This is a genomic window from Sphingomonas sp. SORGH_AS_0950 (assembly GCF_030818415.1).
In the GTDB taxonomy this organism is placed as follows: Bacteria; Pseudomonadota; Alphaproteobacteria; order Sphingomonadales; family Sphingomonadaceae; genus Sphingomonas.
The window spans coordinates 585,014-611,411 of record NZ_JAUTAE010000001.1 but is presented as its reverse complement, the minus strand read 5'-3'; the positions used below and the strand labels follow the sequence as shown (position 1 = coordinate 611,411).

General features: G+C 64.3%; 18 protein-coding genes and 1 pseudogene. 10 read left to right on the top strand and 9 right to left on the bottom strand.

Annotated features, from left to right (window positions below; genetic code table 11):
- The first annotated feature begins 9 nt into the window (after nt 1-9).
- The 5 genes from QE385_RS02400 (at nt 10) to QE385_RS02380 (ending at nt 7,373) form a co-directional block, all read left to right on the top strand.
- Nucleotides 10-516: an antibiotic biosynthesis monooxygenase gene (locus QE385_RS02400; RefSeq protein WP_307098714.1), complete on the top strand. Its 507-nt coding sequence runs from the start codon at nt 10-12 to the stop codon at nt 514-516.
- A 174-nt stretch (nt 517-690) separates the two neighbouring features.
- Nucleotides 691-1,557, top strand: coding sequence for a cupin domain-containing protein (locus tag QE385_RS02395; protein ID WP_307098712.1), 867 nt, complete (start codon nt 691-693; stop codon nt 1,555-1,557).
- Nucleotides 1,558-1,757: 200 nt separating this feature from the next.
- The gene (locus tag QE385_RS02390) at nt 1,758-3,416 is read left to right on the top strand and encodes an AMP-binding protein (RefSeq protein ID WP_307098709.1); all 1,659 of its coding nucleotides are present in this window, start codon (nt 1,758-1,760) and stop codon (nt 3,414-3,416) included.
- 189 nt (nt 3,417-3,605) lie between these two features.
- A complete protein-coding gene (locus QE385_RS02385; protein WP_307098707.1) occupies nt 3,606-6,188 on the top strand; it encodes a TonB-dependent receptor in 2,583 nt (860 codons plus the stop codon).
- A gap of 72 nt (nt 6,189-6,260) precedes the next feature.
- The gene (locus QE385_RS02380; RefSeq protein WP_307098705.1) at nt 6,261-7,373 is read left to right on the top strand and encodes an S-(hydroxymethyl)glutathione dehydrogenase/class III alcohol dehydrogenase; all 1,113 of its coding nucleotides are present in this window, start codon (nt 6,261-6,263) and stop codon (nt 7,371-7,373) included.
- A 104-nt stretch (nt 7,374-7,477) separates the two neighbouring features.
- On the opposite strand, the gene QE385_RS02375 is transcribed toward QE385_RS02380, so the two are convergent.
- Nucleotides 7,478-9,052, bottom strand: a complete 1,575-nt coding sequence (locus QE385_RS02375; RefSeq protein ID WP_307098703.1) for an alkaline phosphatase — start codon at nt 9,050-9,052, stop codon at nt 7,478-7,480.
- Between the two features lie 216 nt (nt 9,053-9,268).
- Between QE385_RS02375 and QE385_RS02370 the strand changes: the two genes are divergently transcribed.
- Entirely contained in the window at nt 9,269-11,716 is a 2,448-nt protein-coding gene (locus QE385_RS02370) for a TonB-dependent receptor (RefSeq protein WP_307098700.1), read from the top strand.
- Between the two features lie 202 nt (nt 11,717-11,918).
- Here the strand turns inward: QE385_RS02370 and QE385_RS02365 are convergent, their stop codons facing one another.
- Both QE385_RS02365 and QE385_RS02360 read right to left on the bottom strand, forming a co-directional pair.
- Nucleotides 11,919-12,233, bottom strand: a complete 315-nt coding sequence (locus QE385_RS02365; protein WP_307098698.1) for a 2Fe-2S iron-sulfur cluster-binding protein — start codon at nt 12,231-12,233, stop codon at nt 11,919-11,921.
- A pseudogene (locus tag QE385_RS02360) lies at nt 12,233-13,026 on the bottom strand (NAD(P)H-dependent flavin oxidoreductase). Before QE385_RS02360 ends, QE385_RS02365 begins: the two are co-directional and overlap by 1 nt.
- Here QE385_RS02360 and QE385_RS02355 point away from each other — a divergent pair.
- A complete protein-coding gene (locus tag QE385_RS02355) occupies nt 12,950-13,267 on the top strand; it encodes an efflux RND transporter permease subunit (RefSeq protein ID WP_307098696.1) in 318 nt (105 codons plus the stop codon). The pseudogene QE385_RS02360 and the gene QE385_RS02355 overlap by 77 nt on opposite strands.
- On the opposite strand, the gene QE385_RS02350 is transcribed toward QE385_RS02355, so the two are convergent.
- Nucleotides 13,167-14,138 (bottom strand): quinone oxidoreductase, encoded by a 972-nt coding sequence (locus tag QE385_RS02350; protein ID WP_307098694.1) that lies wholly within the window; start codon nt 14,136-14,138, stop codon nt 13,167-13,169. The genes QE385_RS02355 and QE385_RS02350 overlap by 101 nt on opposite strands.
- Nucleotides 14,139-14,264: 126 nt before the next feature.
- Between QE385_RS02350 and QE385_RS02345 the strand changes: the two genes are divergently transcribed.
- The gene (locus tag QE385_RS02345) at nt 14,265-15,158 is read left to right on the top strand and encodes a LysR family transcriptional regulator (protein ID WP_307098691.1); all 894 of its coding nucleotides are present in this window, start codon (nt 14,265-14,267) and stop codon (nt 15,156-15,158) included.
- A gap of 58 nt (nt 15,159-15,216) precedes the next feature.
- On the opposite strand, the gene QE385_RS02340 is transcribed toward QE385_RS02345, so the two are convergent.
- Both QE385_RS02340 and QE385_RS02335 read right to left on the bottom strand, forming a co-directional pair.
- Nucleotides 15,217-16,296 (bottom strand): histidinol-phosphate transaminase, encoded by a 1,080-nt coding sequence (locus QE385_RS02340; RefSeq protein ID WP_307098689.1) that lies wholly within the window; start codon nt 16,294-16,296, stop codon nt 15,217-15,219.
- Complete coding sequence (locus QE385_RS02335; protein ID WP_307098687.1) at nt 16,296-18,935, bottom strand: TonB-dependent siderophore receptor; 2,640 nt, start codon at nt 18,933-18,935, stop codon at nt 16,296-16,298. The genes QE385_RS02340 and QE385_RS02335 overlap by 1 nt, the downstream gene beginning before the upstream one ends.
- Before the next feature lie 398 nt (nt 18,936-19,333).
- Between QE385_RS02335 and QE385_RS02330 the strand changes: the two genes are divergently transcribed.
- Together QE385_RS02330 and QE385_RS02325 are read left to right on the top strand one after the other, a co-directional pair.
- Nucleotides 19,334-22,519 (top strand): TonB-dependent receptor, encoded by a 3,186-nt coding sequence (locus QE385_RS02330; RefSeq protein ID WP_307098685.1) that lies wholly within the window; start codon nt 19,334-19,336, stop codon nt 22,517-22,519.
- Nucleotides 22,520-22,521: 2 nt separating this feature from the next.
- Complete coding sequence (locus QE385_RS02325; protein WP_307098684.1) at nt 22,522-23,217, top strand: DUF6250 domain-containing protein; 696 nt, start codon at nt 22,522-22,524, stop codon at nt 23,215-23,217.
- A 717-nt stretch (nt 23,218-23,934) separates the two neighbouring features.
- On the opposite strand, the gene QE385_RS02320 is transcribed toward QE385_RS02325, so the two are convergent.
- The 3 genes from QE385_RS02320 to QE385_RS02310 are packed head-to-tail and all read right to left on the bottom strand — an operon-like array spanning nt 23,935 to nt 26,398.
- Nucleotides 23,935-24,249, bottom strand: coding sequence for a 2Fe-2S iron-sulfur cluster-binding protein (locus QE385_RS02320; protein WP_307098682.1), 315 nt, complete (start codon nt 24,247-24,249; stop codon nt 23,935-23,937).
- The gene (locus tag QE385_RS02315; RefSeq protein WP_307098681.1) at nt 24,249-25,238 is read right to left on the bottom strand and encodes a nitronate monooxygenase family protein; all 990 of its coding nucleotides are present in this window, start codon (nt 25,236-25,238) and stop codon (nt 24,249-24,251) included. The genes QE385_RS02320 and QE385_RS02315 overlap by 1 nt, the downstream gene beginning before the upstream one ends.
- Nucleotides 25,238-26,398 carry an acetyl-CoA C-acetyltransferase gene (locus QE385_RS02310; protein WP_307098679.1) on the bottom strand — a complete coding sequence of 387 codons (1,161 nt, stop codon included), beginning with the start codon at nt 26,396-26,398 and terminating at the stop codon, nt 25,238-25,240. Before QE385_RS02310 ends, QE385_RS02315 begins: the two co-directional genes overlap by 1 nt.

The window sequence follows — 26,398 nt, the reverse complement described above, 5'->3', positions numbered from 1 at the left end:
GAGAATCCCATGTCCATCTATCTCAGTATGCAGCGCGTGCGCTTTTCCAGCCCGGACGGATACGAGAAGTTCAAGGTCATTTTCGCCGATACGCGCAATCACCTGATGAAGCTGCCCGGCTTCCTCCATCTGACATGGTGGGTCCATCCCGAAGATCCGACTTGGTTCAACGAGGTCAGCTTCTGGGTGAACCGCGCGGCGCTCAAGGACTGGCACCAGGCGACCTACCACAAGCACGCCAAGGCATGGGCGGCGCGTGGTGCGATCATGGAAGACATCATCACCAATTTCGAACTGACCAACACGCGGCTTCTCCGCGTATGCCCCAATTGCGGGCTGGTCGAGGACAAGGCGTTCGAGCTGCAGGAAGAGCAGAAGGTTCTCGCCGAACCCTGCCCCCAGTGCAATTTCAACTTCCCCGTCATGCCGAACACGCCCAGCAGCTTCGCCGTGTTCAAGGATGTGCCGCTCCTCGCGGAGACCATCTCGCTGACCGCCCCGTCGATGGAGGCGTGAACGGCGGAGACGGCGGTCGAATGTGGCCATCTGGCCCCATCAAAAGGGCCAGGGATGGCGCTAGGCCGTCGGTCGTGATGCTCTGATATTCAAGCCTGGTCGACGTTCGGGGGGAACCGAATGGTTTTCCCGATCGGCCGGTTACGGTTCAATCTCGTTCAAGGGAGATTTGGCATGGCAACGCAGTTGGCGGCGCAAGTGCAGGAATTGCCGCGTTACGCGGTTCATGGCGGCGTGCAGAACGAACCCAATGAGAAATGGCTGCCGTTCGAATGGGTCGAGCCCCGTTTCGGCATGCAGGTGCACGGCGAATATGTGGTGACCCGGACCGAGGGTATGTCGGGATCGCTGTCGGCCGGCTTCTGGCGCACCGGCCCCACCGCCCCGGGCGCGACGGCGGACGGGTCGCATACCATCGTCTATTCCTCGCCCCTGGGCGACGAAGTCGCCTGCGTGATCGACGGCACCGCCGTGCTCACCGTCCTTTCCACCGGCAAGCGCTACAAAGTCGGCCCCGGTTCCATCATCAACTCGCCCAAGGGGCTGGAAGTGCAGTGGGAGATCGAGGGGCCATCGTTCAAGAAATGGTGGTGCATCTGGAACGGCAGCGAACCGACGAGCAATGCGCCGCAGGATTTGCTGATCTCGCACACCAGCGACAATCCCGCCGATTGGCTGGAATATCATTTCGACGAACCCGCCGAAGGTCCCCTGGTCGCGGGCGAACTCTATTTCCTGCGCTCCGGCGGTTCGACGGGCACGATGATGAGCGGCGTCTGGCGGTCGGGCAAGGGCATCGCGGGCAGCGATGTCGATGGAAAGGGCGCGCTCAAGACCCCCTATACCGGCGTGCTGGGCGACGAGACGATCCTGCTGCTCGAAGGCGAGGTCGAGGTGGTGGAAACCGACACCGGCAAGGTCCACAATTTCAAGGCGGGCGATACGATCGGTCTGTCTTCCGGCATGCACATCACATGGACGTCGAAGGGCCCCTTCTCGAAGAAGCTGTGGGTCATCACGCGGGACGTACTGCCCGAATAACGCCGGGATCGCGGTGACGGGTGGCGGGACCTCTGGGGGCCGCCACTCCGGTCCGGCAGACGCCGTCCGCAGGGGCGAACGCATCATCATGGATCCAGGCCGACGCCTCCTCCCGCCAGGCGCAGCGGCAATTCGATAATCAAGGTGGGAAGCCCGAGAGACCGCATAGATGCGGCGTGATCGTGGAGAGGATCGAACGCATGACCAGCCTATCGGCATCGGTCGCCGTCCCTGATTACAGGGAGGCGGTCGAGGAATTTTGCATTGAACGGGAGCGTGCACGGCTTTCGGGCCATCTGTCGGACGGCATCAACGCCTGTGTCGAATGCTGCGACCGCTATGCCGATAGCGACGATTTGGCGCTCATCACGATCGCGGCGGATGGCACGCGTTGTGATCATGGCTTCGCCGCGTTGCGCGACCTGTCCGCCCAGGTGGCGCATATGCTGGCGGCGCACGGCGTCCGGCCCGGCGACGTCGTAGCGGGCCTGTTGCCGCGAAGGCTGGAGCTGGTCGCGACGATCCTGGGCGTCTGGCGGATCGGGGCGATCTATCAACCGCTGTTCACCGCCTTCGGCCCCAAGGCGATCGCGCACCGGCTGGGCATCGGCAACGCCGTGCTGGTCGTGACGGACAGCGCCAATCGCCCGAAGCTGACGGACATCGCGCAATGTCCACCGATTGCAGTCGTCCGCACGCCGGACGAGCCGCTCGTGGCGGGCGATATCGACTTCCGGGCCGAGGTGGCGGGGATGTCGACCGATTTCGTACCGGTCCTGCGCACGGGCAACGATCTTTTCCTCATGATGTCGACATCGGGTTCCACGGGCCTCCCAAAAGGCGTGGGTGTGCCCCTGAAGGCGCTGATCGCGGTCGGCGCCTATATGCGATGGGCGATTGACCTGCGAGCGGAAGACCTTTTCTGGAATATCGCGGATCCCGGCTGGGCCTATGGTCTCTATTACGGGATCACCGGGCCGTTGCTGCTCGGCCGGGCGACGATCCTGCATGATGGCGTCTTCTCCGCCGAGGCAGCCATCGATCTTATCGCCCGACTCGGCGTCACCAATCTCGCCGGTTCGCCCACCGCGTATCGCCTGCTGATGGCGGGGGGCGGCGCGGCCGCTTCCAAGATAAAGGGCATGCTGCGCGTCGTCAGCAGTGCGGGCGAGCCGCTGAATCCCGAAGTCATCCGGTGGTTCGATGCCCAGCTCGCGGTGCCGGTACACGATCATTACGGCCAGACGGAAACGGGCATGCTCGTGAACAACCATCACGGCCTGTCGCACGCCGTCCGCATCGGCTCGGCCGGAGTCGCGATGCCCGGCTACCGGGTCGCGGTGCTGGATGAGGACGGCCACGAACGGGGCTTCTTCGAACCGGGCGAACTGGCGATCGACATCGCCCGGTCTTCCCTCTTCTGGTTTGGCGGCTATTGGCAACAACCGACGCCCGCCATCCGTGGCGGCTATTACCGGACGGGGGATACGGTGGAACTGGGCCCCGACGGCAGTGTCAGCTTCATCGCGCGTGCCGACGACGTCATCACCTCATCGGGCTATCGGATCGGCCCCTTCGATGTCGAAAGCGCATTGATCGAACATCCCGCCGTGATGGAGGCCGCGGTGGTCGGCGTGCCGGACCCGGACCGCACCGAGCTGGTCAAGGCCTTCATCGTCCTGAACGCGGGATTTGCGCCGACGCCCGCGCTGGCCGATGCCCTGAAAGCGCATGTCAAAACCCGGCTGTCCGCGCATGCCTATCCCCGGCTGATCGCGTTCCTGCCGGAACTGCCGAAAACCCCCAGCGGCAAGATACAACGCTTCATGCTGCGCGCCATGGAACAGGACCAAAGTTGAACTGGCCCCATCAAAAAGCGGCGAACAGGTCCTAAGAAGAGGGGCAGATATCCGGCACCTTGAGCCCTGGCACCAGCGTTCGGGGCTGTGCGACAGGATCCACGCACCCCTTTATCCCTGACTGCTGATGCCCAGGCGCAACGGGTCACCAATGCACTCAGATGCAGTGACCTTATCAGGGAGCTTCACATGAAAAGGGTCGGGGGCATCAGCATTCTCGCCATCGCGACATGCACGGCGATGCCGGCATCCGCGCAGGATGCGAGCAAGGCGCAGACGCAGGCCGGAGGATTGGAGGAGATCGTCGTAACCGCCACCAAGCGGTCGGAGAACCTCCAGGACGTTCCGGTTGCCGTGTCGGCCATTTCGTCGTCGGAACTCGCCGCTCAGGGCGTGTTCGACACGTCGGACCTGAACGGTTCGATGCCCAATCTGCAGGTGTCATCGGCTTATGGTTCGCAACAGCCCAATTTCACGCTGCGCGGTATCGGTGTCGGCACCGAACTCAGCGCGAGCGCGGCATCGCCGGTCGGCGTCTATGTCGACGAGGTCTATCAGACCTTCCGCGCGAGCCAGGGCCAGCAACTCTATGATCTGAACCAGGTCGAAGTGGTCCGCGGGCCCCAGGGGACGCTCTATGGCCGCAACACCACCGGCGGCGCGATCAACTTCATCACCCGCAAGCCCGCCCTGAAGGGCGACAATGGGTATCTGACGGTGGGCTATGCCAATTACGACCGCTGGAATTTCGAAGGCGCGATCGAACTGACCCCCGTCGAAGACCGGTTCGGCATCCGCATCGCGGGCACCTATGTCAAAATGGATCCCTATATCCATAATCTGATGCCTGCCGGTCTGAACAAGACGGCGGCGGGCGGCGCATCCGGGCGGAATTTCGCGACGGGTCGCGATCCCGGCGGCGATGAGAGCTACGCGTTTCGCGGCACGATGCGGTTCAAGCCGGTCGACGCGCTTGACATCACGCTGAAGGGTTATGCGTCCAAATCGACCGGAGGCGCGGCGGCCTCTCTCGGTGCTGGCCCGTACAAGTCCAATCCGGGCCTGTTCGACTATGAAAACCCCAATTTCATCCTTTCGCCCCTGTTCCAGGCACTGGGCTCCAAGGGCGCCGGTCTACTGCCGAGCAGCTACAGCCGGGCGGGGCTGTCGGATACCGAGATCGAACAGGATACCGTCGGCCGCGCCGTTACCCGCACCGAGGGGGCGGTGTTGACGGTGAAGGCCGACCTTGCCGACCGGCTCAGCCTCACTTCGATCACCGGCTATGATTCCGGCCTCTATCTCCAGACACAGACGGATTGCGACAGCAGCCCGCTGCGCCTCTGTTCGAATGGCTATCGGTCCGATTTCAAGGCCTTCAATCAGGATATGCGGCTCGATTACAGCAGCGGCCCGTTCAAGATGATCGCGGGCGCCTATTATGGCTGGGATTCGGTCACGTCGAACAACGCCATCGACATCTTCAACCTGCTGAGCGACGTGCGTGCCGCCGTCGGCCTGCCCGCGACCTGGTTCAACCCGGCGGGCGGCTTCAACGGAAAGGTGCTGTCCGCCGGTTCGGTCCCGACCGGCATTCTGGGCAAGCAGCATTTCCGGCAGGAACGCGAAAGCTGGGCCGTCTATGGCGAAGGCAGCTATGAAATCACCCCGACGGTGAAGGTCACGGCGGGCCTGCGCTACACGACCGACATCACCCGATATCGCGATGGCATCACCACCTATTATGACGACGCGGGCAATGCGCGAATGCTCGCCGTTTCCGCCTATGGCGCGCCCTATTTCCTGTCGCCGGTCTATAACGAGGCCGGGGCCGTGGTGATCCCGGCAACCGGGGGAAGCGTGCCCGGCGGCATCAACAAGGACGGCAAGACCAGCCGCATCTCGGGCCGCGCCATACTGGACTGGAAGCCGGTGGACGGCGTCATGCTGTATGCCAGCTATAGTCGCGGCTATCGCGCCGGAACGTTCAACGGCCTCGCCTATATCAGCTCGCCGCAGGTCTATTTCGTCAAACCGGAAGAAGTGAACGCCTATGAGGTGGGGTTCAAGACCCGGTTCCTTGACAACCGGCTGCAGGTCAACGGCAGCTTCTTCTATTATGACTACAAGAACCAGCAGAGCCAGGTCGTCGACCAGAGCGTGACGGCGAACGTCATCACGCTCGACGGCACGATGAAGGGGCTGGAACTGGATGTCGAATTCGCCGCCACCGATCGCCTGACGCTCAGCGCATCGCTCGGCCTGCTCGACAGCAAGTATAAGGATTTGGATCAGGCAAGCTGCGCAGCGCTGAACCTCAGCGGCCTGTATCCGGCACAGAAAGGGTCTTGCGTACAATCGGGCGCGGGCAGTGTCAGCGTCGGCGGCAACCCCTTCCCCTATGCACCAAAGTCGTCGATCAACCTGGGCTTCGACTGGGATGCGGCGGATGTCGGGGCTGGCACGATCAAGGTACATGGCGACACCGCCTATTCCGGCCGCTTCTATTACGACTCGTTCAAGGACTATAGTCGCGGTGTCCTGAAGAACCTTGCGACGGGCGTCTATACAAATGGCGAGGGCGATTACTGGGTGTTCAACAGCCGTATCAGCTATGTGACGGATCGCTACACCCTTTCGGTGTGGGGCAAGAACCTGTCGAACAGGCTCTATTTCCCGGGCGGCTATCCCAATGAGGGCATCACCGGAGCGGGCTATCTGGTTCGGGCCCTGCCCAGGACCTTCGGCGTGGAAGCCACTGTTCGCTTCTGACGACAGGGGGATCGCACCGCGATCCCCCCTTCCCCAACGACCTTCCTATTCTGTCACTGGAGTATTCTTGTCGTGAAGACCCGCGCCGCCGTCGCCTTCGAAGCGAAGAAGCCGCTCGAAATCGTCGAACTCGATCTGGAAGGACCCAAGGCCGGAGAGGTCCTGGTCGAGATCATGGCGACCGGCATCTGCCACACCGATGCCTATACGCTGGACGGCCTGGACAGCGAGGGGATCTTCCCCAGCGTGCTCGGCCATGAAGGCTGCGGCATCGTGCGCGAGGTGGGTGCGGGCGTGACCAGCGTCGTGCCGGGCGACCATGTCATCCCGCTCTACACCCCCGAATGCCGCCAGTGTAAGTCGTGCCTGTCGGGCAAGACTAACCTGTGCACCGCGATCCGCGCGACGCAAGGCAAGGGGCTGATGCCCGACGGCACGACCCGGTTCAGCTATAAGGGCCAGCCGATCTTCCATTATATGGGCTGCTCGACCTTTTCGAACTTCACCGTCCTGCCCGAAATCGCGGTCGCCAAGATCCGTGAAGACGCGCCGTTCGACACCAGCTGCTATATCGGCTGCGGCGTGACGACGGGCGTGGGCGCGGTGGTCAACACCGCCAAGGTTCAGCCGGGCGAGAATATCGTCGTCTTCGGTCTGGGCGGCATCGGCCTGAACGTCATCCAGGGTGCCAAGCTGGCGGGCGCGGGCCGGATCATCGGCGTCGACATCAACCCCGACCGCGAGGAATGGGGCCGCCGCTTCGGCATGACCCACTTCCTCAATTCCAAGGGCCTGTCGCGCGAAGAGACGATCGCCAAGATCCTGGAGTTGACCGATGGCGGCGCGGATTACAGCTTCGACGCGACCGGCAATACCGAGGTGATGCGTACCGCGCTGGAGGCGTGCCATCGCGGCTGGGGCACCTCGATCATCATCGGCGTGGCCGAGGCGGGCAAGGAGATCAGCACCCGGCCGTTCCAGCTGGTGACGGGCCGCAACTGGCGCGGCACCGCGTTCGGCGGCGCGCGCGGGCGGACCGACACGCCCAAGATCGTCGACTGGTATATGAACGGCAAGATCGAGATCGATCCGATGATCACCCACCGGCTGACGCTGGAGGAGATCAACAAGGGCTTCGACCTGATGCACAAGGGCGAAAGCATCCGCTCGGTCGTACTGTTTTAGCATTGTAGCGGCCCCGCAGCGCACCGCACGTGCGGTGATTGTCGCGGAACCTCTGGGCGGAGTAGCCATGCCGCTGTCCGATACCGGCTGCTCCAATCATGGCGTCAGGCCATCTGAAGCCCCGGCCTTCCAGCCTCTACGGTGAACCGCGCCAGGTCGGCGATGGCTGATCGCGGATCACGCGCGTCGGCCAGGCCACGAAAGGTCACGTGGCAATGGCCGCCCGACAAGTCTATTCGGCCATAGCCGCGCACCAGATTTTCGGCATAGTGGAAGCCGGTCGTCGCCGCGGCCGTCGATTTGAACAGCGGATCGGGGTTGAGCGAGGTAATCGACCCGCCGACGAATTCCGACGCGATGGGCGCGCCGTCCGGCCGGTCGGGGTCGCGCAGATCGGTCGCGGCAAAGGCATGGATGTCGCCGCTCAACACGATCGGATTGGCCGTCCCCGCCGCGACCCAGCGTCGGAAGATGCGGTCCCGCGCCGCCGGGAAGCCTTCCCAGCGGTCGACCGAGTGGAACATTGCCCCCTTGTCCGGCTGTTTGGGATCGATGGTCGGAAAGGGCGTCATCAGGGTCTGCTGTGCGAGCAGGTTCCAGCGCGCCTGTCGCCCGCCCAGTTCCTCGTTCAGCCAGCCTTCCTGCCGCGCGCCGAGCATGGAGAGTTTCGGGGCGTGCCGGGCCGCGCAATCGGCCACCAGATAGTCGTACCGGCGTTGGCCGTTGGCATCGGGGGCTGGCTGGCACGGGCGATCGTCGCGATACTGCCGGTCGTCGAGCATGACGATCCGCGCCAGCCGCCCCCAGTCCAGCCGACGATAGAGACGCGCCCATGGCCCGGCGGGATGCGATACCCGGCGCAGCGGCATATGCTCCCAATAGGCCTGATAGGCGGCCGCCCGCCGTGCGAGGAAGCGGGCAGGATCGCCATAATGCTGGTCCCATTGTCCGGCATAGTCGTTGGCGACCTCGTGATCGTCCCAAATCGTCATCCAGGGTGCCGCCGCATGGGCGGCCTGAAGCAGCGGATCGAGCTTGTAGCTGGCATAACGCAGCCGATAGCCGGGCAAGTCGAACGGCTCGGGGTTCAGATGGGGGCGCAGCGCCTTGGGATTGGGTGCACCTTCGTAGATATAGTCGCCCAGGAACAGGATCAGGTCAGGGTCTTCCGCGATCGCATGGGTCCAGGCGGCATAATGGCCGACCTCATATTTCTGGCACGAGCCATAGCAGATGCGCAGCCGATCGACCGTCGCGTCGGCGGCGGGCGCAGTCCGGGTGCGGCCGACCGGACTGACCTGCCCCAGGCTGAGAAAACGGTAATGATAGACATGGGCGGGGCGCAGGCCGCCGACCTCGACATGCAGGCTGTGGCCGTCCTCGGGCGTCGCGCGTACCTCACCGCGACGGACGATGCGGCGGAACTGTTCGTCCTCGGCGACTTCCCAGCGGACGGGCACGCGAGCGTCGCCCAGGCCGCCGCCGGGCGCCAGCGCTTCGGGGGCGAGCCGCGTCCACAGGACGACGCCATCGGCGCTTGGCTCGCCCGATGCGACGCCGAGTGAGAAAAGGGGAGCCGCAGGGCCGCGCACCAGCGCCATGCCCCCCGATGCGATGACGAACGGAGCCATCGCCATGGGGGCGCCGATGATCTGCCGACGCGAGGGACGAAAGGTCATGGGATCACGGTTCCTGAAGGAAGATATGGCTGCGCTTTACGCCCCATTTTGCTCGCTCGCCAGAGTATCCGACCACCAGTGATAGGGAGATGAAGAAAATGTTGCCGATACGACAACATTGTCATCATAGCGTCCGCAAATCTGTCATGAAACTGACCCTGACCGTGCCTATCCGCCCCCGAAATGCGGACATGAGTCCTTGGGGGAGCAATGAAAATGGTGGTCAAGACTTCGCGCGGCGGGGGCCGCACGGGCTATAGTGTCGCGTCCCTGTCGCTGGCGGGTGTGGCGCTCTGGGCCATGCCGCTTCAGGCACAGACGACGCAAGCTCCGGCTTCGCCCGCCGCCGCCGATACCGGTTCGGACGCCGCCGCCCCGGATCAGGGCGACCTGGTCGTCGTCGCACGTCGGCGGGACGAGCATATCCAATCGGTGCCGATCCCCGTTACCGTCATCACCTCGCAGGAACTGGCGCGGCAGAACCTGGTCAACTTCACCAATTTCCAGACCAAATTTCCGTCCTTCTCGGTCTATCTGACCAACCCGAAGCAATTGAACCTCGGCATTCGAGGCATCGGTAATAACGGCTTCAACACCGACGGCATCGACGCCTCGGTCGGTGTGTTCGTCGACGGGGTGTATAATGCGCGGCTCGGCATGGTGTCGAACGACTTCAACGACATCGCCGACGTCGAGCTGTTGCGTGGGCCGCAGGGCACATTGTTCGGCAAGAACACGACGGCGGGCGCGGTCCTGATCAACACGCTGAAGCCCAGCTATACCTTGGGCGCCGCGACCGAGTTCACCATCGGCAATCAGGGGTTCCGCCAGATCAAGGGGACCGTCACCGGCCCGCTGATCGACGGCAAGCTGGCGCTGCGGCTCTCGGCCTTTTCCAGCAGCACCGACGGCTATTACCGCAACGTCTATAATGGTCGCTGGCAGAATGCCCGGCAGGGCGAGGGCGCGCGTGCACAATTGCTGGCCAATCCGACCGAGGATTGGACGATCCGCGTGATCGGCACCCATGCGACCCAGGCTTTCCCCTCCATGGGGCCGATCACGTTGGGCGTGTACAACCCGAGCGCCCTGCAGGCGCGAATGGCGGCGGCCGGTTACACGCTGCTCGTCAGCTCCAAGGAAAAGCGGGAGATGAACATAGACTCCCCGCTGAACGCGCAGACCAAGACCGATGCGCTGAGTCTGCAGCAGAACATCGATCTGCACGCGCTCGGCACCATCACCTCGATCGGCGCGTGGAGCCGCTGGTCCTGCTTCACGAACAACGACAACGATTATACCCAGCTGGATGCGATCCGCGATTACGGTTCGTGCAACCGGGTCCAGCAATGGTCGCAGGAGGTGCGCTGGGCCTCGATCACCGGCCATCCCTTGGAGGGGTTGGTCGGTGCCTTCTTCTCGCGGCAGCAGCTCGATGTCGACTCGCGCATCCGCTTCGGGTCGCAATATCATCTCTGGGCGGGCAATCCGAACGCGACGCTGTTCGGCACCAATCCGGCCAATGGCCTGATGTGGGGCAAGGGCGGCTGGGCCTCGGCGCTGACCGGCGCGGGCTTTGACAGCCATGCGGTGTTCAACACCCGGACCAGCGCGGTATTCGGCCATGCTACATGGCATCCGGACGAAGCCCGTCGCCTGGCCTTCGACCTGGGGCTTCGTCAGACCTGGGAGGAAAAGCGGATGCGCTATGACGGCGTCATTGCCAATCGTGGTGGCCTGAGCACCGCGCAGCTCCTCGCCTTGTCGTCCAGCGGCGCGAATGCACAGCTCGGTTCGGCGGCCGACCATGTCACCGACAATTCGCTGTCGGGCGAGGTCGGCGTGAACTGGAAACCGGTCGATACGGTCATGGTCTATGTCACCGGCGCGCGAGGCTATAAATCCAAGGGGTTCAACCTGCTGCCTTATAACAGCAGCAATCCGGACAAGGGCATCGCCACGGCGATCGCGCTGGGCGCGGGCCAGCACATCGACGGCGAACAGGCGGATAATATCGAGGCGGGGATCAAGACCGAGTGGTTCGATCGCAGGCTGGTCTTCAACCTGACCGCCTTCCATACCTATGTGAAGAATTATCAGGCCAACCAGTCGATCGGTGTCGGCAACACCGCCACCAAGTTCCTGGCCAATGTCGGCGCGCTGGTGTCCGAGGGCGTGGAGAGCGAAGGCGAGGCGTTTATGGGCCCGCTACACCTGAAGGGGTTCCTTGCCTATAACCGGGCGATCTATGCCTCGTTCCGCAATTCGGTTTGCCCGGTGCAGATCAGCGCGCCGACCTGCGACCTGACCGGGCGACAGGTGGCCTGGGCGCCGAAATGGACTGCCGACATCACCGCCGACTATACCCGGCCGGTGTCGGACCATAGCGCGGTCTATGGTCTGGTCGACGTCAATTGGCGGACCCGGCAGAACACGACGATCACGCTCGATCCGGCGGCGGAGATTGCGGGCTATGCGCTGACCTCGGCGCGGGTCGGGATGTTGATGGATGACAAGCGGCTGGAGGTTCAGCTCTGGGTCGAGAATCTGTTCGACAAGGCCTATTACGTGAACCTGCTGGGAGTGACCAAGTCGACCGGGATCGTGCAGGGGTATCCGGGCGCACCCCGAACTTTCGGGATCACGGTGCGCGGTCGCCTCTGATCCGCAGTACCCGCGCGCAGTAGGTGTTTGGTCTCGGAGGATGGTAGTGCGGATTTGACGTGAAACGGGCAAAGGCGAGCCGTAAGTAGCTCTAAAAAAACGTCGAACCGTCTTTAAAGCCTTTCTCATTGGGGGCCGATGCCGACGGACCCGACGTCCCGCAGTCCGGCCAGGGAGCGCGGCGGATGAGATCGCGCCCACCCTAATCCTCGGGCGCGATGCGTATCCGGTATCCCGTGCCCATATCCCGCATGGTCAGTTGGCAGGCCAGGCGGGATCGGTCAGTGCGATAGGCGCTGCTGTCGAGCAGGTCGTCTTCGTCGGGGCCGGGCGGCGGCAAGTCCCCTCCCCCGGCCTCAACATAGACGTGGCAGGTCGCGCAGGAACAGCATCCGCCGCACATCGCCAGCAACTCGCCGATACCGGTATCCCGGATCGCTTCCATGACGCTGACATCTGCGGCGGCCTCGACCTCGGTATGGTTGCCGTCACGGGTAATGACCTCGATCGTTACCATTAGGCGTCCCCCTGCTTCATAAAGCCGGTCAAGCGCTCTGCGATCAGATTTTGCACGTCACCGACGATCCGCTTGATCAGCTGGCGACAGGTCGGCACGTCATGGATCAGCCCCTGAACCTGCCCGGCCCAGACCAGCCCCGCGTCCAGATCTCCGGTTTCCAGCGCCGTCCGCCCCTTGGCGCCGGACACCAACGGTCGGATATCCTTGAACGCGGCGTCGGGACGCGCGGAAATTTCGACGACTTGGTCCGACACGCTGGTTTTGGCCACACGTCCCGTATTGTGAAAGCGACGAAAGATTAGGTTGGTCGCACGCTCGTCGTTCGAGACGATTAGTTGTTTGATCGCATCATGGATCGGAGCTTCGATCGTCGCACAGAAGCGGGTGCCCATGTTGATGCCCTCCGCTCCCAACGTCAGCGCGGCAACCAACCCCCGGCCATCGGCAAAACCGCCGCTTGCCAGCATCGGGATCTTCACCTTGTAGGCGGCGGCGGGGATCAGGATCAGACCCGGAATATCATCCTCACCCGGATGACCGGCACACTCGAATCCGTCGATCGAGATGATGTCCACGCCCATCCGCTCGGCCGACAGGGCATGGCGGACGGCGGGGAGACGGACGGCAGGATCGTCAGGTTCACTCCGAACGGCTTGTCGGTCATGGTCCGGCAGCGGTCGATCTCCCGCCGCAGATCATCGGGCGTCGGCTGAGTGAGCGCGGTCAGCATCCCCAGCACACCCGCATTGGACATCGCCGAAGCCAGCTCGGCGCGGCCAACCGTCAGCATCTTCGCCAATTGTTCCGGTGCCACGCCGCAGACGCTGAACGACAGCGTCGTCTCACTCGTCCAGCGCGCGCTGTCGAGCGTGAAGAACCTCCTCTATTTCGAGAGTTCGGCCGACACTTTGGGCTTGGCTACGATCACCGTTACCGTGGACCGTCGGGGATCAGGACAATTTTGCCCGCGAAGCTGCGATCCTTCAGCAGTCGATGGGCGGCGGCGCCTTCGCTCAGCGGGAAAGCGGTGATCGCAGGCGCAGTGATGGTGCCAGCCCGCAAGGCCGCGAACAGCCGGTCGGCGCGGCTCTGTCGGCTTTCGGCGCGGTTGAGATAGGTCCAAAGATCGCCGCCAACGACACCCTTGGAATGCTCCATCAGCGACAGCGGATCGATCGCGGGCGGCGTACCACCCGCCTTGCCGAAGATCACCACGCGGCCACCGGGACGCAAGGCGGCGAGGCTGTCGTGGAGCGTGGTGCCGATCGAATCATAGACCACATTGACGCCGTCCCCGGTCGCCCGCCGCACCTGCGCCACCCAATCGTCATAGCCATAGACTGCACTTGCGCCATTCGACCGCGCCTGTTCGCGCTTGGACGGCGTCGAGGCCAGCGCATGGACCTCGGCGCCCAGCGCCGCCGCCATCTGGGTCAGCAGCCGCCCGACGCCGCCCGATGCGGCCTGGACCAGCACCCGGTCGCCTGCCGACAGCCTGCCGCTATCCTCGACCAGATATTGCGCCGTCACGCCTTGCAGCAACAGCGCGGCGGCCGTGCGGTCATCGACATCGTCCGGCAGTGCGACCAGACGATCGGCGGGCGCGTACACCCGTTCGGCATGGGCGCGCGGCACGTCGAGAAACCCGACCCGCTGCCCGACCCGCCAGCGATCCACGCCGGTCCCGACCGTAACGATGCGCCCGGCACCCTCATAGCCGCCGATCCATGGCGCCTCGCCGTCCAGCACATAGACGCCCTGACGGCGATAGATGTCGGCGAAGTTCAGGCCGACCGCGCTGGTCTCCACCAACACCGAACCAGCGTCGAGAGCCTGATCCGAAAGATCGCCATAGCGCAGGACCTCGGGGCCCCCGAACCGATCGAAAAACAACGCCTTCACCGCACTATCCTCGACACACCCATCGCCGATCATCCTTGTCTCGGTTGCCAATGAACGGAGGATGCCTGCTGGACAGTGTCGGAAACAGCCGCATAGGCTACGACGTCTTCGAACCAGGGGTTTGCAATGGACCGATTGACCAGCATGGCGATCTTCGTATCCGTGGTCGACCTCGGCAGCTTTACCGCCGCGGCCAAGGCGCACGACATTTCGGCAACGATGGTGGCCAAGCACGTCAATGCACTGGAAGCGCGGCTCGACACCCGTCTGCTGCACCGGACGACCCGGCGGTTGTCGCCGACCGAGGCCGGTCGGCGCTTCGCCGAATCCTGTCGCCGCGTGCTGGCGGATGTCGCGATCGCGGAGGCGGTGGGGGCCGAGGTGGCGCAGACGCCGGTCGGTCGGCTTCGCATCGCCGCACCGATCGCCTTCGGCACCGAACGGGTCGCGCCCTTGCTGGCCACCTATCTCGACCGCTTTCCGGACATGCAGGCGGAACTGGTGCTGGGCGACCGCAAGGTCGATCTGATCGAGGAAGGCTTCGACCTGGCCTTTCGGATCGGTGCGCTGGAGGACGACTGGCTGGTCGCCCATCCGCTCGCTCCCTATCGGCTGATACTCGCCGCCGCGCCGGGCTATGTGGAACGGCACGGTCATCCGGAGACGCCCGACGACTTGCTCGAACATCGGCTGATCGGTTTCGCGCAATTCGGTGCGGACGACCGCTGGACGCTGGTCGGTCCGGGCGGTGAGCATGTCGTACCGCTGCCCCCGCCCCGCCTGCGCATCAATCACGCAGCCGCCCTGCGGCAGGCGGCGGTCGCGGGCTATGGCATCATCCTGCAATCGCGCGTGACGCTGGACGGTGATCTGGCGTCAGGGCGCCTGATCCCCGTCCTGGCGGATTACGCGCCCGAACCTCGTCCGCTGACGCTCGTCCGCCTGCCCGATCGTCGCATGACGGCAGGCCTGCGCGCCTTTGTCGACATGGCGGTCTCGGCGTTCAGCGACGATGCATAGGGTTATGCTTCGAGCTTCCAGAAGCCATCGGCAATCGCCGCCAGATCCGGAGCGTTTGTCATCCGGCCACCTGCCGCAGCACGGCAAGAAAGCGGTCGTTCTCCGCCGGTCGTCCGACCGTCACGCGTACCCAGTCATCGAGCGGGGGGAACGGCTTGGCAATCTCGATGCCTGGCGTGGCGGCCGCAGCGCGAAGGCGGCCTGCTGCCGGCGTGCGGAAGAAGACGAAGTTCCCGCGCGCATCGGTGTGGCGGAGCGACAGCGCGTCGAGCGCCGTGTGAAGCCGCCGCCGCTCCCCCGCCGTCCGGTCGCGCACCATGGCGACATGGTCTTGATCCGCCAGCGCCGCGCCGGCCGCCACAAGCGCAGGGCGGGACAGGGAATGCGGCGCGCCGATCCCCGCCTGACGCAAGGCGGTCGCCAGCGGCGCCTGCGAAACGGCATAACCGACCGACAGTCCCGCCAGCCCATAGATCTTGGCGAGGGTGCGGAAGACGAGCACGTTGCGCCCCGCCCGCACGTGCCGGATCGCCGACAGCCCGGCGAGGTCGTCATATTCGAGATACGCCTCGTCCACTACGGCCAGAGTCCGGCGGGACACGTCGGCCAGAAAGGCATGCCACGCCCCCGCCTCGCTCACTGTGCCGGAAGGATTGTGAGGGTTCACCAGCGACACGGCCAATGTGTCCCCGCCGACCGCACGCGACAATGCCGGCAGGTCGTTCTCCAACCGCCCATTGAGCGGCACCGGCCTGCCCCGCCCACCAAGCGGGGCCGCGGCATCGACCAGCGCCGTATAGCCGGGTGCCGAGAAGACGATCTCGCCACCCCCTGCCCGCCTGCGCGCCAGGAACAGCCCGAGTGCTTCGAGCACTTCGCCGATCACGACCTGCTCGGGCGCGACGCCTTCGAGGCGGGCGATCTGCCGGGCGAGCGCGTCCACCTCAGCCTGCTCGACATAGCGCTCCACGCCAATCGCCGCCGCACGGATGGCGGGCGCGACGTTTGGCGACGGCCCCCAGGCGTTCTCGTTGAGTGACAGCCGGGTCCGTGCGGCAAGACCAGTGCCGATCGCCGGTGTCGCGGCCACCGCCGCGCCCATCGCGATCCACTCGCGCCGGTTGAGCAGCGCCGCCATCAGAAGCTCACTCCGGCGCGAACATAATAAAAGGCACCGCTGAAGCCGAAGGGTGAGAATTCGCTGTACGGAAAGACACCGAACGTATCGGCGCCGGTCAGCGCGGCGGTCGACCGGATGTTCTCGGTCGGGTAGACGTTGAACAGATTGTTGGCGCCCACCGTCACCGCCAGGTTGCGGTTGACCTGCCCGGTGAAGCTGAAATCCGTCACCCATTTCGGCTCCAGCTGCTGGATGACATCGACATTGCCCCGCGTCCCGGATTCGGTCGGCAATGTGCGATAGGGCGTCGATCCTTGCGCGATCAGGGCGACGGCGGCAGGCGTCTGGTTGGTCAGCGCCACTTGCTCGACCCGGCCATAGCGGGTGGCGCGCACATCGAAGGTGATCGGCCCGGTCCGGAGGGTCGTCCCCAGCGCTACCTTGTCGCGCGGCTGGCCGCGCTCGACGCGCGTCCGTTCGACGACGTCGAACAGCGGTGTCGTGATACCCAGCGCCGTAATTTGCGGGGGCGTCGCCGCGATACGACGCAGCCGTGTCAGGTTATGATTATACGCCGCCGTCAGCTTCAGGTCGCCCCACCCGCCCAGCGGGGTTGCATAGGCCGCGGTCACGTCGACACCTTGCGTCCGGGTGTCGACCGCGTTGGTGAAGTAGCGGACGCTGGTCACGCCCGGAATACCGATACCGGCGAGATAGTCGCGCAAACGGCGGCTGCCCGACGCATCGACATAGTTGGACGACAGCATGATCCGGTCGTCGATGTCGATATGATAATAGTCGACCGACGCCGTCAGACGGCCAGCCGCGTACGTCAGGCCACCGCCGAAGTTGGTCGACGTCTCGGGTTTCAAGGCCTGGGCGCCGAGGGCCTTGGCGAGGGCCGAGCCGACCGGCGCGGTGCGGACGAGGACGAATTCGGGGAAACCGGTCGTGTTGTTGACGATCGTCCGGCTGCTGGTCGAACTGAAATATTGCTGGGCAAGACTGGGCGCGTGGAAGCCGGTGCCGATGGACCCGCGCAGGGCGAACCCCGCCGGCAGGGCGAGGCGCGTCGACGCCTGCCCGTTCCAGGTGTCGCCGAAGTCCGAATAATGCTCATAGCGTCCGGCGAGATCGACCGTCCAGCCGTGCAGCGGTTCCAGTCCGGCTTCCGCGAAGGCGCTGATCGCGTCGCGGTGGACATCGACCGTGTCGCTTGGCTGAATGCCCGCGAAACCCTGCGACCCGATCGTCGGGATCGCGCCGGCATTCGGGCCGTCGAGTACGCGTGCGGGCCCATATTGATAGCTGGCCAGCTCGCCGGCGCCGATCTTGTACCCGTCACGGCGATATTCCGCCCCGATCGCGACGTCGATCGGCGCAGCCAGCCCCGCCTCGACACTGTTCGAGAGGGTCAGGTCGGTCGTCCACTGCGAATTGCCATAGCGGCCGTTATAGAAGCGCGTGGGGCTGGCGGTCCCCAGCGTGGCGTTGAGCGTGTTCCGTGTCCGATATGCGATGCGGTTGCCGCCATAGACGCTCGACAGGTCCCACTTCCAACCGGCCAGATCGCCGCGCAGGCCGAGCGCGCCGGTATAGTCTGTACTTTCGGTATCGACGAAAGGCAGGAAGCCGTTCGGGTAGATCGCACGGACATTCTCGTCCTGCCCCGGACGGCGGAACGAGGCGTTGCTCTTCGCCCTGCTCAAGCGATAGCCGCCAAAGCCATAGAGTTCGACGCTGCCGAGCGGCTTGCTGAGATTGACCAGGACGGAGCCGTCCTTGATGTCGCCCTGATCGGCGAAGCGCCAGACGTTGCGGTCGACGCTGGCCTCGCGCGGGTCAAGCCGTGTTCCCGTGACACCGCCGGGCGGATTGAGCCCGATCCCCGCCCCATAGCGCGACGACAATGGCTGCGGCGCGCCCGTGGGCGAGAGGCCGAAATAGAATTGCCGCGTGTCCGGCTGCGCACGGTTCGCCGCCTGATGATCGCGATAATAGCCGGTGACGTTGACGAAGCCGTCCTCCCCCAGCTTCAGCCCGCCACCCAGCGAGACCTCATAGGTGTCGCCACCGCCGTCATAGGTCGTGCCCGCGCTGGCCGTGGCATGCAGCGCGGTATCGGTCCGAAGCAGGATGTTGATGACGCCCGCGATCGCGTCGGAGCCATATTGCGCCGAGGCACCGTCGCGCAGGATCTCGATACGGCCGATCCCTGCCGCCGGGATCTGGTTGAGGTCGGTCGGCGTCGCGCCCTTCCCGATCGTGCCGCCGGTATTGACCCAGGCCGCACCGTGAAGCCGCTTGCCGTTGACCAGCACCAGCGTCTCGTCGGGTGACAGCCCCCGCAGCGAGGCGGAGTGGATATGGGTGTTGCCGTCCGGCGTCGTCGGATTGGCGAAGGAGAAGGACGGCGCAAGCTGGCGGAGCACCTCGCTCGTCTCCTGATAACCCGAAGCGCGCAATTCGTCGCCGCGCAGCACGTCGATCGGCACCGGTGAAGTCGTGACGGTACGTTCGCCGGTGCGCGTCCCGGTGACCACGATCTCGTCGCCCGTCTTCGACTCTCCTACACTCGCCCGAGGGGCCGCATCTTGTGCCGCTGCGGTCGCCATGGGTGATGCGCCGACCAACAGACTCATCACGACGATCTTCATCCATCAACCCCCTTGCCGACCCTGCGACGCCTGTTGGCATTCGCATCGACATAATATCCCATCGAGTCGATAGGATTTGATAGAAATGATTGTGTACGGGCAAGCTCAGGCCCACCTTTCGCTCCTGCCACGCCGCTGCCTTGGAATGTCCTTTCCGCCAGGCGCTCAGGCTGCTTCCAGCCCATGCGAGCATCCGCGCTCAAACGGGACTTGGCCGGTATACAGAAGGCTTGAAGCCGATCTTCAGCGGAGGCTTGCACGCATTCGGCCGAGTACCGTGTCAGACCATGCCCCCTCCCCCGTCCCAACTATTAGCTGCTCGGACGCAGGAAAAACTTTGTCGCGGGACCGCTCACCGCTTTTCTACCTAACTCCCATCTGAATAAGGGGGTATTATAATGTCGTTGGTCATCGGCCGCCGTCGAGCGGTACAATTCGCCATGTCCGGTGCGGCGCTGATCGCGATGGCGCAACCGGGACTGGCACAGCAAAATGGGCGTTTGGCGCCCCCCGCCGATGATCAGATTTCTCCGACCGATCCCCTGGCCACCGCAGCCGACATCACGGTCGTCGGGACGCGGGCCTCGCTACGCTCGGCGATCGCGCGCAAGAAGCAGGCGGATACGGTGGTCGATTCGATCGTCGCCGACGACATTGCCAGCTTTCCCGACAAGAATGTCGGCGAGGCGCTGGCCCGGATCACCGGCGTGCAGTTGCAGCGCGACTTCGGCGAAGGCAGCAAAGTGTCGATCCGCGGCGTCGAGCCCGATCTGAACCGCATCGAGATCAACGGCGTCAGCCAGCAGAGCGCCGGCGGCGAGCGGAGCGGCGACTTTCGGGAACTGGCGGTCGAGCTGGTTAAGTCAATCGATGTCTATAAGGGCTATACGGTCGATCTGACCGAGGGGGGTATCGGCGGGACGGTGCGCGTCGAGACCCGTCGTCCGCTCGAACTGCTCAAGCCCATCTTCAGCATCAAGGGCGAGGCGCAGCGGCTGAACCTGGCGCAGAAATGGCGCCCGCGCGTCAATCTTACCGCGGGCCGCGCCGACCTGCTCGACGGTCGACTGGGCGTGCTGCTCAACGTGACGCACAGTCAGGTCGACACGCGCGGCGATTCCATCGCGAATACCGACTGGCGGCGGTATTTCGATCTCGACCGGTCGAGCGAAAAGACCGTCGCCGACCCGGACTATGCTGCCTATTCGACCTATGAAAGCTGTGCGGGCACGACGGGCGGAACCGCCGCCAAGGCCACCGCCGCGCGGCTGGCGTGCGAGACCCAGTTCTTTGACTGGGCTCCCAACTCCGCACGATACCGGGTGCTGGACCGATTCGACGCCCGGACCTCGTTCGACGGGCAGTTGCAATATCGCGTCGCCGATAACTTCACCATCTGGACCCAGGCGCAGCTCAACTGGCGCAACCAACGGATGCGCGACACCAACTACACCGTCAATCTGAGCAGCGGGACCGGCAGGACCCTGGACCTGACTCGCTATAACCTGGACGCGCCGCTGGCCACCAACGCCGCCGGTGGCGCTTCCCGTCCGCGTCCGACCGTGGGAACGGTCACGACCGAGAACCATGTATTGACCAGCGTGCTGACCGCGCTGAACGGCGTAAACGCCGCCACCGACGGCGCGACCGCTAATTATCGTGGCGCGAACGGCATCGTCGGGGTGCAGCGCCGCGACTTTCGCTACGACGAGGAAAGCCGCTATTTCCAGACCGGGTTCGAATGGGATCTGGACCGGCTGCACCTGATCGGCCTGGCCTCGACCTCCAGGGCGTCGCGGATCGATGAGACGAACCTGGTGGGGATCACCACGGGCGTACCGGGTATCAAGATCGACCGGCGCAACCCCGACGGTCTGCCCATCCTTCAGTTTCCGGCGGCGTTCGATCCCGCCGACATATCCAGCTATGCCGACGCCACGCGGCGCGGCGCGAATGGGCAGTTGCTCAACCAGACGGGCCCCGTGCTGCAATATCGCCCCGGCCAGAACGATGCCTCGGAAGACCAGTTGAAGCTGGATGCGACCTATGCCGTCAACTGGGGGCCGCTCAAGGCCATCGCCTTTGGTGGTCAGTTTCGGGATCAGGACCTGGTATCCTATGGGGCGGGTGGCGCCCGCCTGCTGAGGGCGGCCGTGACCGCGGTTCCGTCTGCCGGGATCGCCGCATCGCCCGCCATCTACCAGTATAACAACAACATATCCTATACGACCGTGATCGGCCCGGTTCCTGCGGGCGGAGCGGCGGCCAATACCTATTACCTGACTGCAGCGCAGTATCAGCAGTTCCTCGCGGCCAATAGCGGGCTGACCGGTGGAGCGCCGCTGTTCACCGGGATTTCAGGAGCGGAGGGCGCGCCGCAGAGACTGGCCATCCCATTGTTCGACTACGCCAATCTGTCGCGTTACTATGACCTGTCGGGATTCAACCAGGATCGCGTGCGCTTTGCAGACGGCCTTCCCCAAATTCCCGATTACGTCATCAACGAGCGTATCGTCGCGGGCTATCTGAAGGCCGATATCGACACACGTCTCTTCGGAATGCCGCTGACGGGCAATGTCGGGGTGCGCTATACGGCGACACGCGACCGTTCGGTCAGCAGCAACACGCGGCGCGAAAATCGCGTACGGCCGGGAACCGGGGTCGGCACCGTCCCGGCGGTGATCGAAACCGCGACGGTCGCGGTTCAGCAGATCACGCTGCAAAATCACTATCATGACTGGTTGCCCGCCGCGAATGCCGCGCTGGAAGTGCAGCCCGACCTTTTCATCCGACTGGGCTATGCCAAGAACCTGGCACGGCCCAAGCCCAGCGATCTTTCCCCCGCGATCAACTGCGTGATCGACACGGCGAATACGATCGCGGGTGAAGACACCTGCTCGGCAGGCAATCCCTATCTGAAACCTTATCGTGCCGACCAGTATGAGTTGAATGCCGCCTGGTATCCCAACCGCGATACCGCGATCAGTATCGGCTATTACTACAAGGACATCCAGAGCTTCGTGCTGCCCGCCGCGACGGTGTCGGGCGTAGACCTTTTCCGCGACGGCACGCTGTACACGGTACGCCAGCCGCTCAACGGCTTCGGCGCGAAGCTCGACGGGATCGAGGCGAGCGCCCAGACCGTGCTCGGCTTCCTGCCCGCGCCATTTGACGGCTTCGGGCTCAGCGGGAACATCACCTATAGCCGCTCGATCAACAGCGGCCTCACCAACCAGGCGACGGGCGAGCCGCTGTCCGAATTCCCCGGACTGTCCAAATTCACCTACAATGCCAGCATCTTCTTCGACCGCGACTGGCTCAACGCCCGGATCAATTACAACCGGCGGAGCAGTTGGCTTTATCAGGCCGCCAGTGCGAACAACGGCAACAGCCCCGTGTACCGACGCGGCGAAACCTATGTCGATGCCAAGGTACAGCTTCGCCTGGGCGCCCATTATTCGGTCTTTGTCGAGGCGCTGAACCTGACCAATCAGTTGACGCGATCCTATATCGACGATGCGCGGCCGATCGAATTCACCGATGTCGGACGGCGCGTGTTCCTTGGCGCGCAGCTGAAACTGTAAATATGCGGGTGGTTCTGATCGCAGCCGGGCTGGTCGGTCTTGCGCTGCTCCCGACGAGTGCGTCTGCCGCCTGTGTTCGGGGCAGAACGCCGCCGCTGTCCGCATGGCGAATCGAGGCGGAGGACCCGGCGGCGCGTGTCACCTTCCTCGGTGGAGGCGGAGTCGAGATCGACACGGCGCGCGGTTTGACCTTGTGGTACGCCCGCCGTCTGGCGATGCCGGTTCGCATCGCGTTCGAGGCGAAGGCGGTCGCGGCGGGTGGGCCGAACGATCAGGTGAGCGACCTGAACGCCTTCTGGATGGCAACCGACCCCGCCGTTGCGGACGGTTCGGTGTTGGCCGCCGGACGCCATGGCAGGTTCGAGGATTATGATGCGCTGGCCACCTATTATATCGGCATCGGCGGCAATCGGAATACGACCGTTCGGATGCGGCGTTATGTGGGTCAGCATGGCAACCGGCCGCTGATCGGCGAGCGTGCGCCCGCCCGCTCGCGCGACCTGCTATACCCCAATCGATGGACCCGGATCGTGCTGACCGCCGATCACGAGGGGATTTCCGTGACGCGCGACGGCCGCCTGCTCTTCGCCTATCGTGACGCGGCGCCCTATCGGCAAGGCTGGTTCGCCTTTCGCACGACGCAGAGCCATTGGCGCCTGCGCCCAATCTCCATCACCTCTGGCCGTAATCTGGAGTAGACCACCGATGCGACCGACCCACCGCGAGCGGGCCTGATTGATGTGAGCGTCGCGATCTGATTCACGCCTCGCGAAGAAGCCGGGATGAGCGACCATTTTTTGGACTGCTACGTAAATGTGCTACGTACAGCGTCGGCCCGGCCATCAAAAAACGGCGGAAAACTGAAATTCTTGGAAATGGTCGGGGAGACAGGATTCCTGACCAATTTTTTCCGCGCGCTAAGTCATTAATTTTGCGTCGCCATGCAGCTCGTCTGTCCGCGAGTTGTACAGCAAGGGGTACAGCTGCGGGTACAATGAGGCAAGTCCATTGAATCGCGTCAAAGGTCGAAGACTGCACGGCAGCAGCTGCGACACGTTCGGATCAGGCCGCTCAGTCGGGCGCGTGTGGATTTTGGTAGCCGAAGCCGAGGGTGAGCATGATGCCCGCGCAGTTCACGGGCACGTCAAGCCGCCACATGTCACAAGCCACATGTCACAATCGGACATGATTCATAACGCGTTGCCAATCCGCTTCGTCGCCGACGTTATGTCGATGCAGTGCGGCGCTCGGACGGACGTCAGACTCACCGTCTTCAAGTCTTCCTTGTTATGGACATTGGCCTCTACGACTGCCCGCTGATGTCCCGAAAGGTCGTGCGAGATCGTGGCCGATGCCGACGAACTCGACGGCCTGCGGTCCGGCCAGGGGCGCGTCTGATGAGATCTCGCTCACCCTCAATCCTCAGGCGCGATACGTATCTGGCAACTGGTGCGCATATTGCGAACCGCGAGCTGGCAGGCGAGGCGGGATCGGTCGGTGCGATAGTCGCTACTGTCGAGCAGATCGTCTTCGTCGGGACCGGGCAGGGGCAGGTTCTCTCCACCCGCTTCGACATAGACATGGCAGGTTGCGCAGGAGCAGCACCCGCCGCACATCGCCAGCAGTTCATCGACACCGGCATCGCGGATCGCTTCCATGACGCTGACATCTGCGGCGGCCTCGACCTCGGTATGGTTGCCGTCACGGGTAATGACCTCGATCGTTACCATTAGGCGTCCCCCTGCTTCATAAAGCCGGTCAAGCGCTCTGCGACCAGATTTTGCGCGTCACCGACGATCCGCTTGATCAGCTGGCGACAGGTCGGCACGTCATGGATCAGCCCCTGCACCTGCCCCGCCCATACCAGCCCCGCATCGAGATCGCCGGTTTCCAGAGCCGTCCGTCCGTTGGCGCCGGACACTAACGGCCGGATATCCTCGAACACGGCGTCTGGTCGCGCGGAGATTTCGACGACCCGGTCCGATACGCTGGTCTTGGCCACCCGCCCGGTGTTGTGGAAGCGACGGAAGATCAGGTTGGTCGCACGTTCGTCATTGGCGATGATCAGTTGCTTGACCGCATCATGGATCGGGGCCTCGACCGTCGCACAGAAGCGGGTGCCCATGTTGATCCCCTCCGCCCCCAAGGCCAGCGCAGCGACCAGCCCCCGGCCATCGGCGAAACCGCCGCTCGCCAGCATCGGGATCTTCACCTTGTCGGCCGCCGCGGGGATCAGGACCAGCCCCGGAATATCATCCTCGCCCGGATGGCCCGCACATTCGAACCCGTCGATCGACACGATGTCGACGCCCATCCGCTCGGCCGACACGGCATGGCGTACGGCGGTACATTTATGGATGACGGTGATGCCGTGCGCCTTGAAGTCTTCGACATGCTCCTGTGGACGATGGCCCGCCGTCTCGACGATCGCCACGCCGCTGTCGATGATCGCCCGGCGATATTCGGCATAGGGCGGCGGGGAAACCGACGGCAGGATCGTCAGGTTCACCCCGAACGGCTTGTCGGTCATAGTCCGGCAGCGGTCGATCTCACGCCGCAGATCGTCGGGCATCGGCTGGGTCAGCGCGGTCAGCATCCCCAGCCCACCCGCATTGGACACCGCCGAGGCCAGCTCGGCGCGGCCGACCCACATCATGCCGCCTTGGACGATGGGATGTTCGATCCCGAGCAATCGGGTAACGCGCGTGGCGAGTCCCATCACAGCGCCTCGACGATGGTGACGTTCGCGATACCGCCCCCTTCGCACATGGTTTGGAGACCATAGCGCTTGCCCCTCGCGCGCAGAGCGTGAACCAGGGTCGCCATCAGCTTGGTGCCGCTCGCGCCCAGCGGATGGCCGAGCGCGATCGCCCCGCCATTGACGTTCAGCCTGGCGGGATCGCCGCCGACATGTTCGAGCCAGGCGAGCGGCACGGGCGCGAAAGCCTCGTTGACTTCGTACAGGTCGATATCGGCGATCGACAGACCGCTCTTCTTCAGTGCCTTATCCGTCGCGAACAGCGGCTCCTCCAGCATGATGATCGGGTCACCCGCGGTAACCGTCATGTCGACGATCCGCGCGATCGGGATCAGCCCATGCGTCTTCAGCGCCCGCGCGCTGACCACCAGTACCCCGCTTGCCCCGTCGCAAATCTGGCTGGCGTTCGCGGCGGAGATCATGCCGCCCTCCTGCAACAGCTTGACCGCGCCGATACTTTCCAGCGTTGCGTCGTAGCGGATGCCCTCGTCGCGGACATGCGGCTCGCCATCGACCAGCACGGGCACGATCTCGTCGGCAAAGGCCCCGGCTTCCGTGGCGGCGGCGGCGCGGCGATGGCTTTCCAGTGCGAAACGGTCGAGCGTCTCGCGATCGAAGCCATGTTTGCGCGCCAGCATTTCGGCGCCGGCGAACTGGCTGAATTCCTTGACGCCGAACCGTTCGGCGATGCTGGGGCTGACCGGGCCAATCCCGATCCCCTCGCGCTGGTGGAAGCTGAGATTGGAGAACATCGGCACGCGGCTCATGCTCTCGGTGCCCGCCGCGATCACCATATCCTGCGTGCCGGACATGACCGCCTGCGCGGCGAACTGCACCGCCTGCTGCGACGACCCGCACTGGCGGTCGATGGTGACGGCGGGCACGCTGTCGGGCAGCCTGGAGGCGAGGACGGCGTTGCGCGCGAAAGCAAAGGCCTGCTCACCCGCCTGGGTGACGCAGCCCATGATGACATCATCGATCGCCGCCGGGTCCAGGTCGTTCCGGTCGACCAGCGCGTTCAGGATATAGGCGGCCAGGTCCGCCGGATGAATACCGGACAGGCGCCCGTTACGGCGGCCCCCGGCGGTGCGAACGGCGTCTACGATATAGGCATCGGCCAT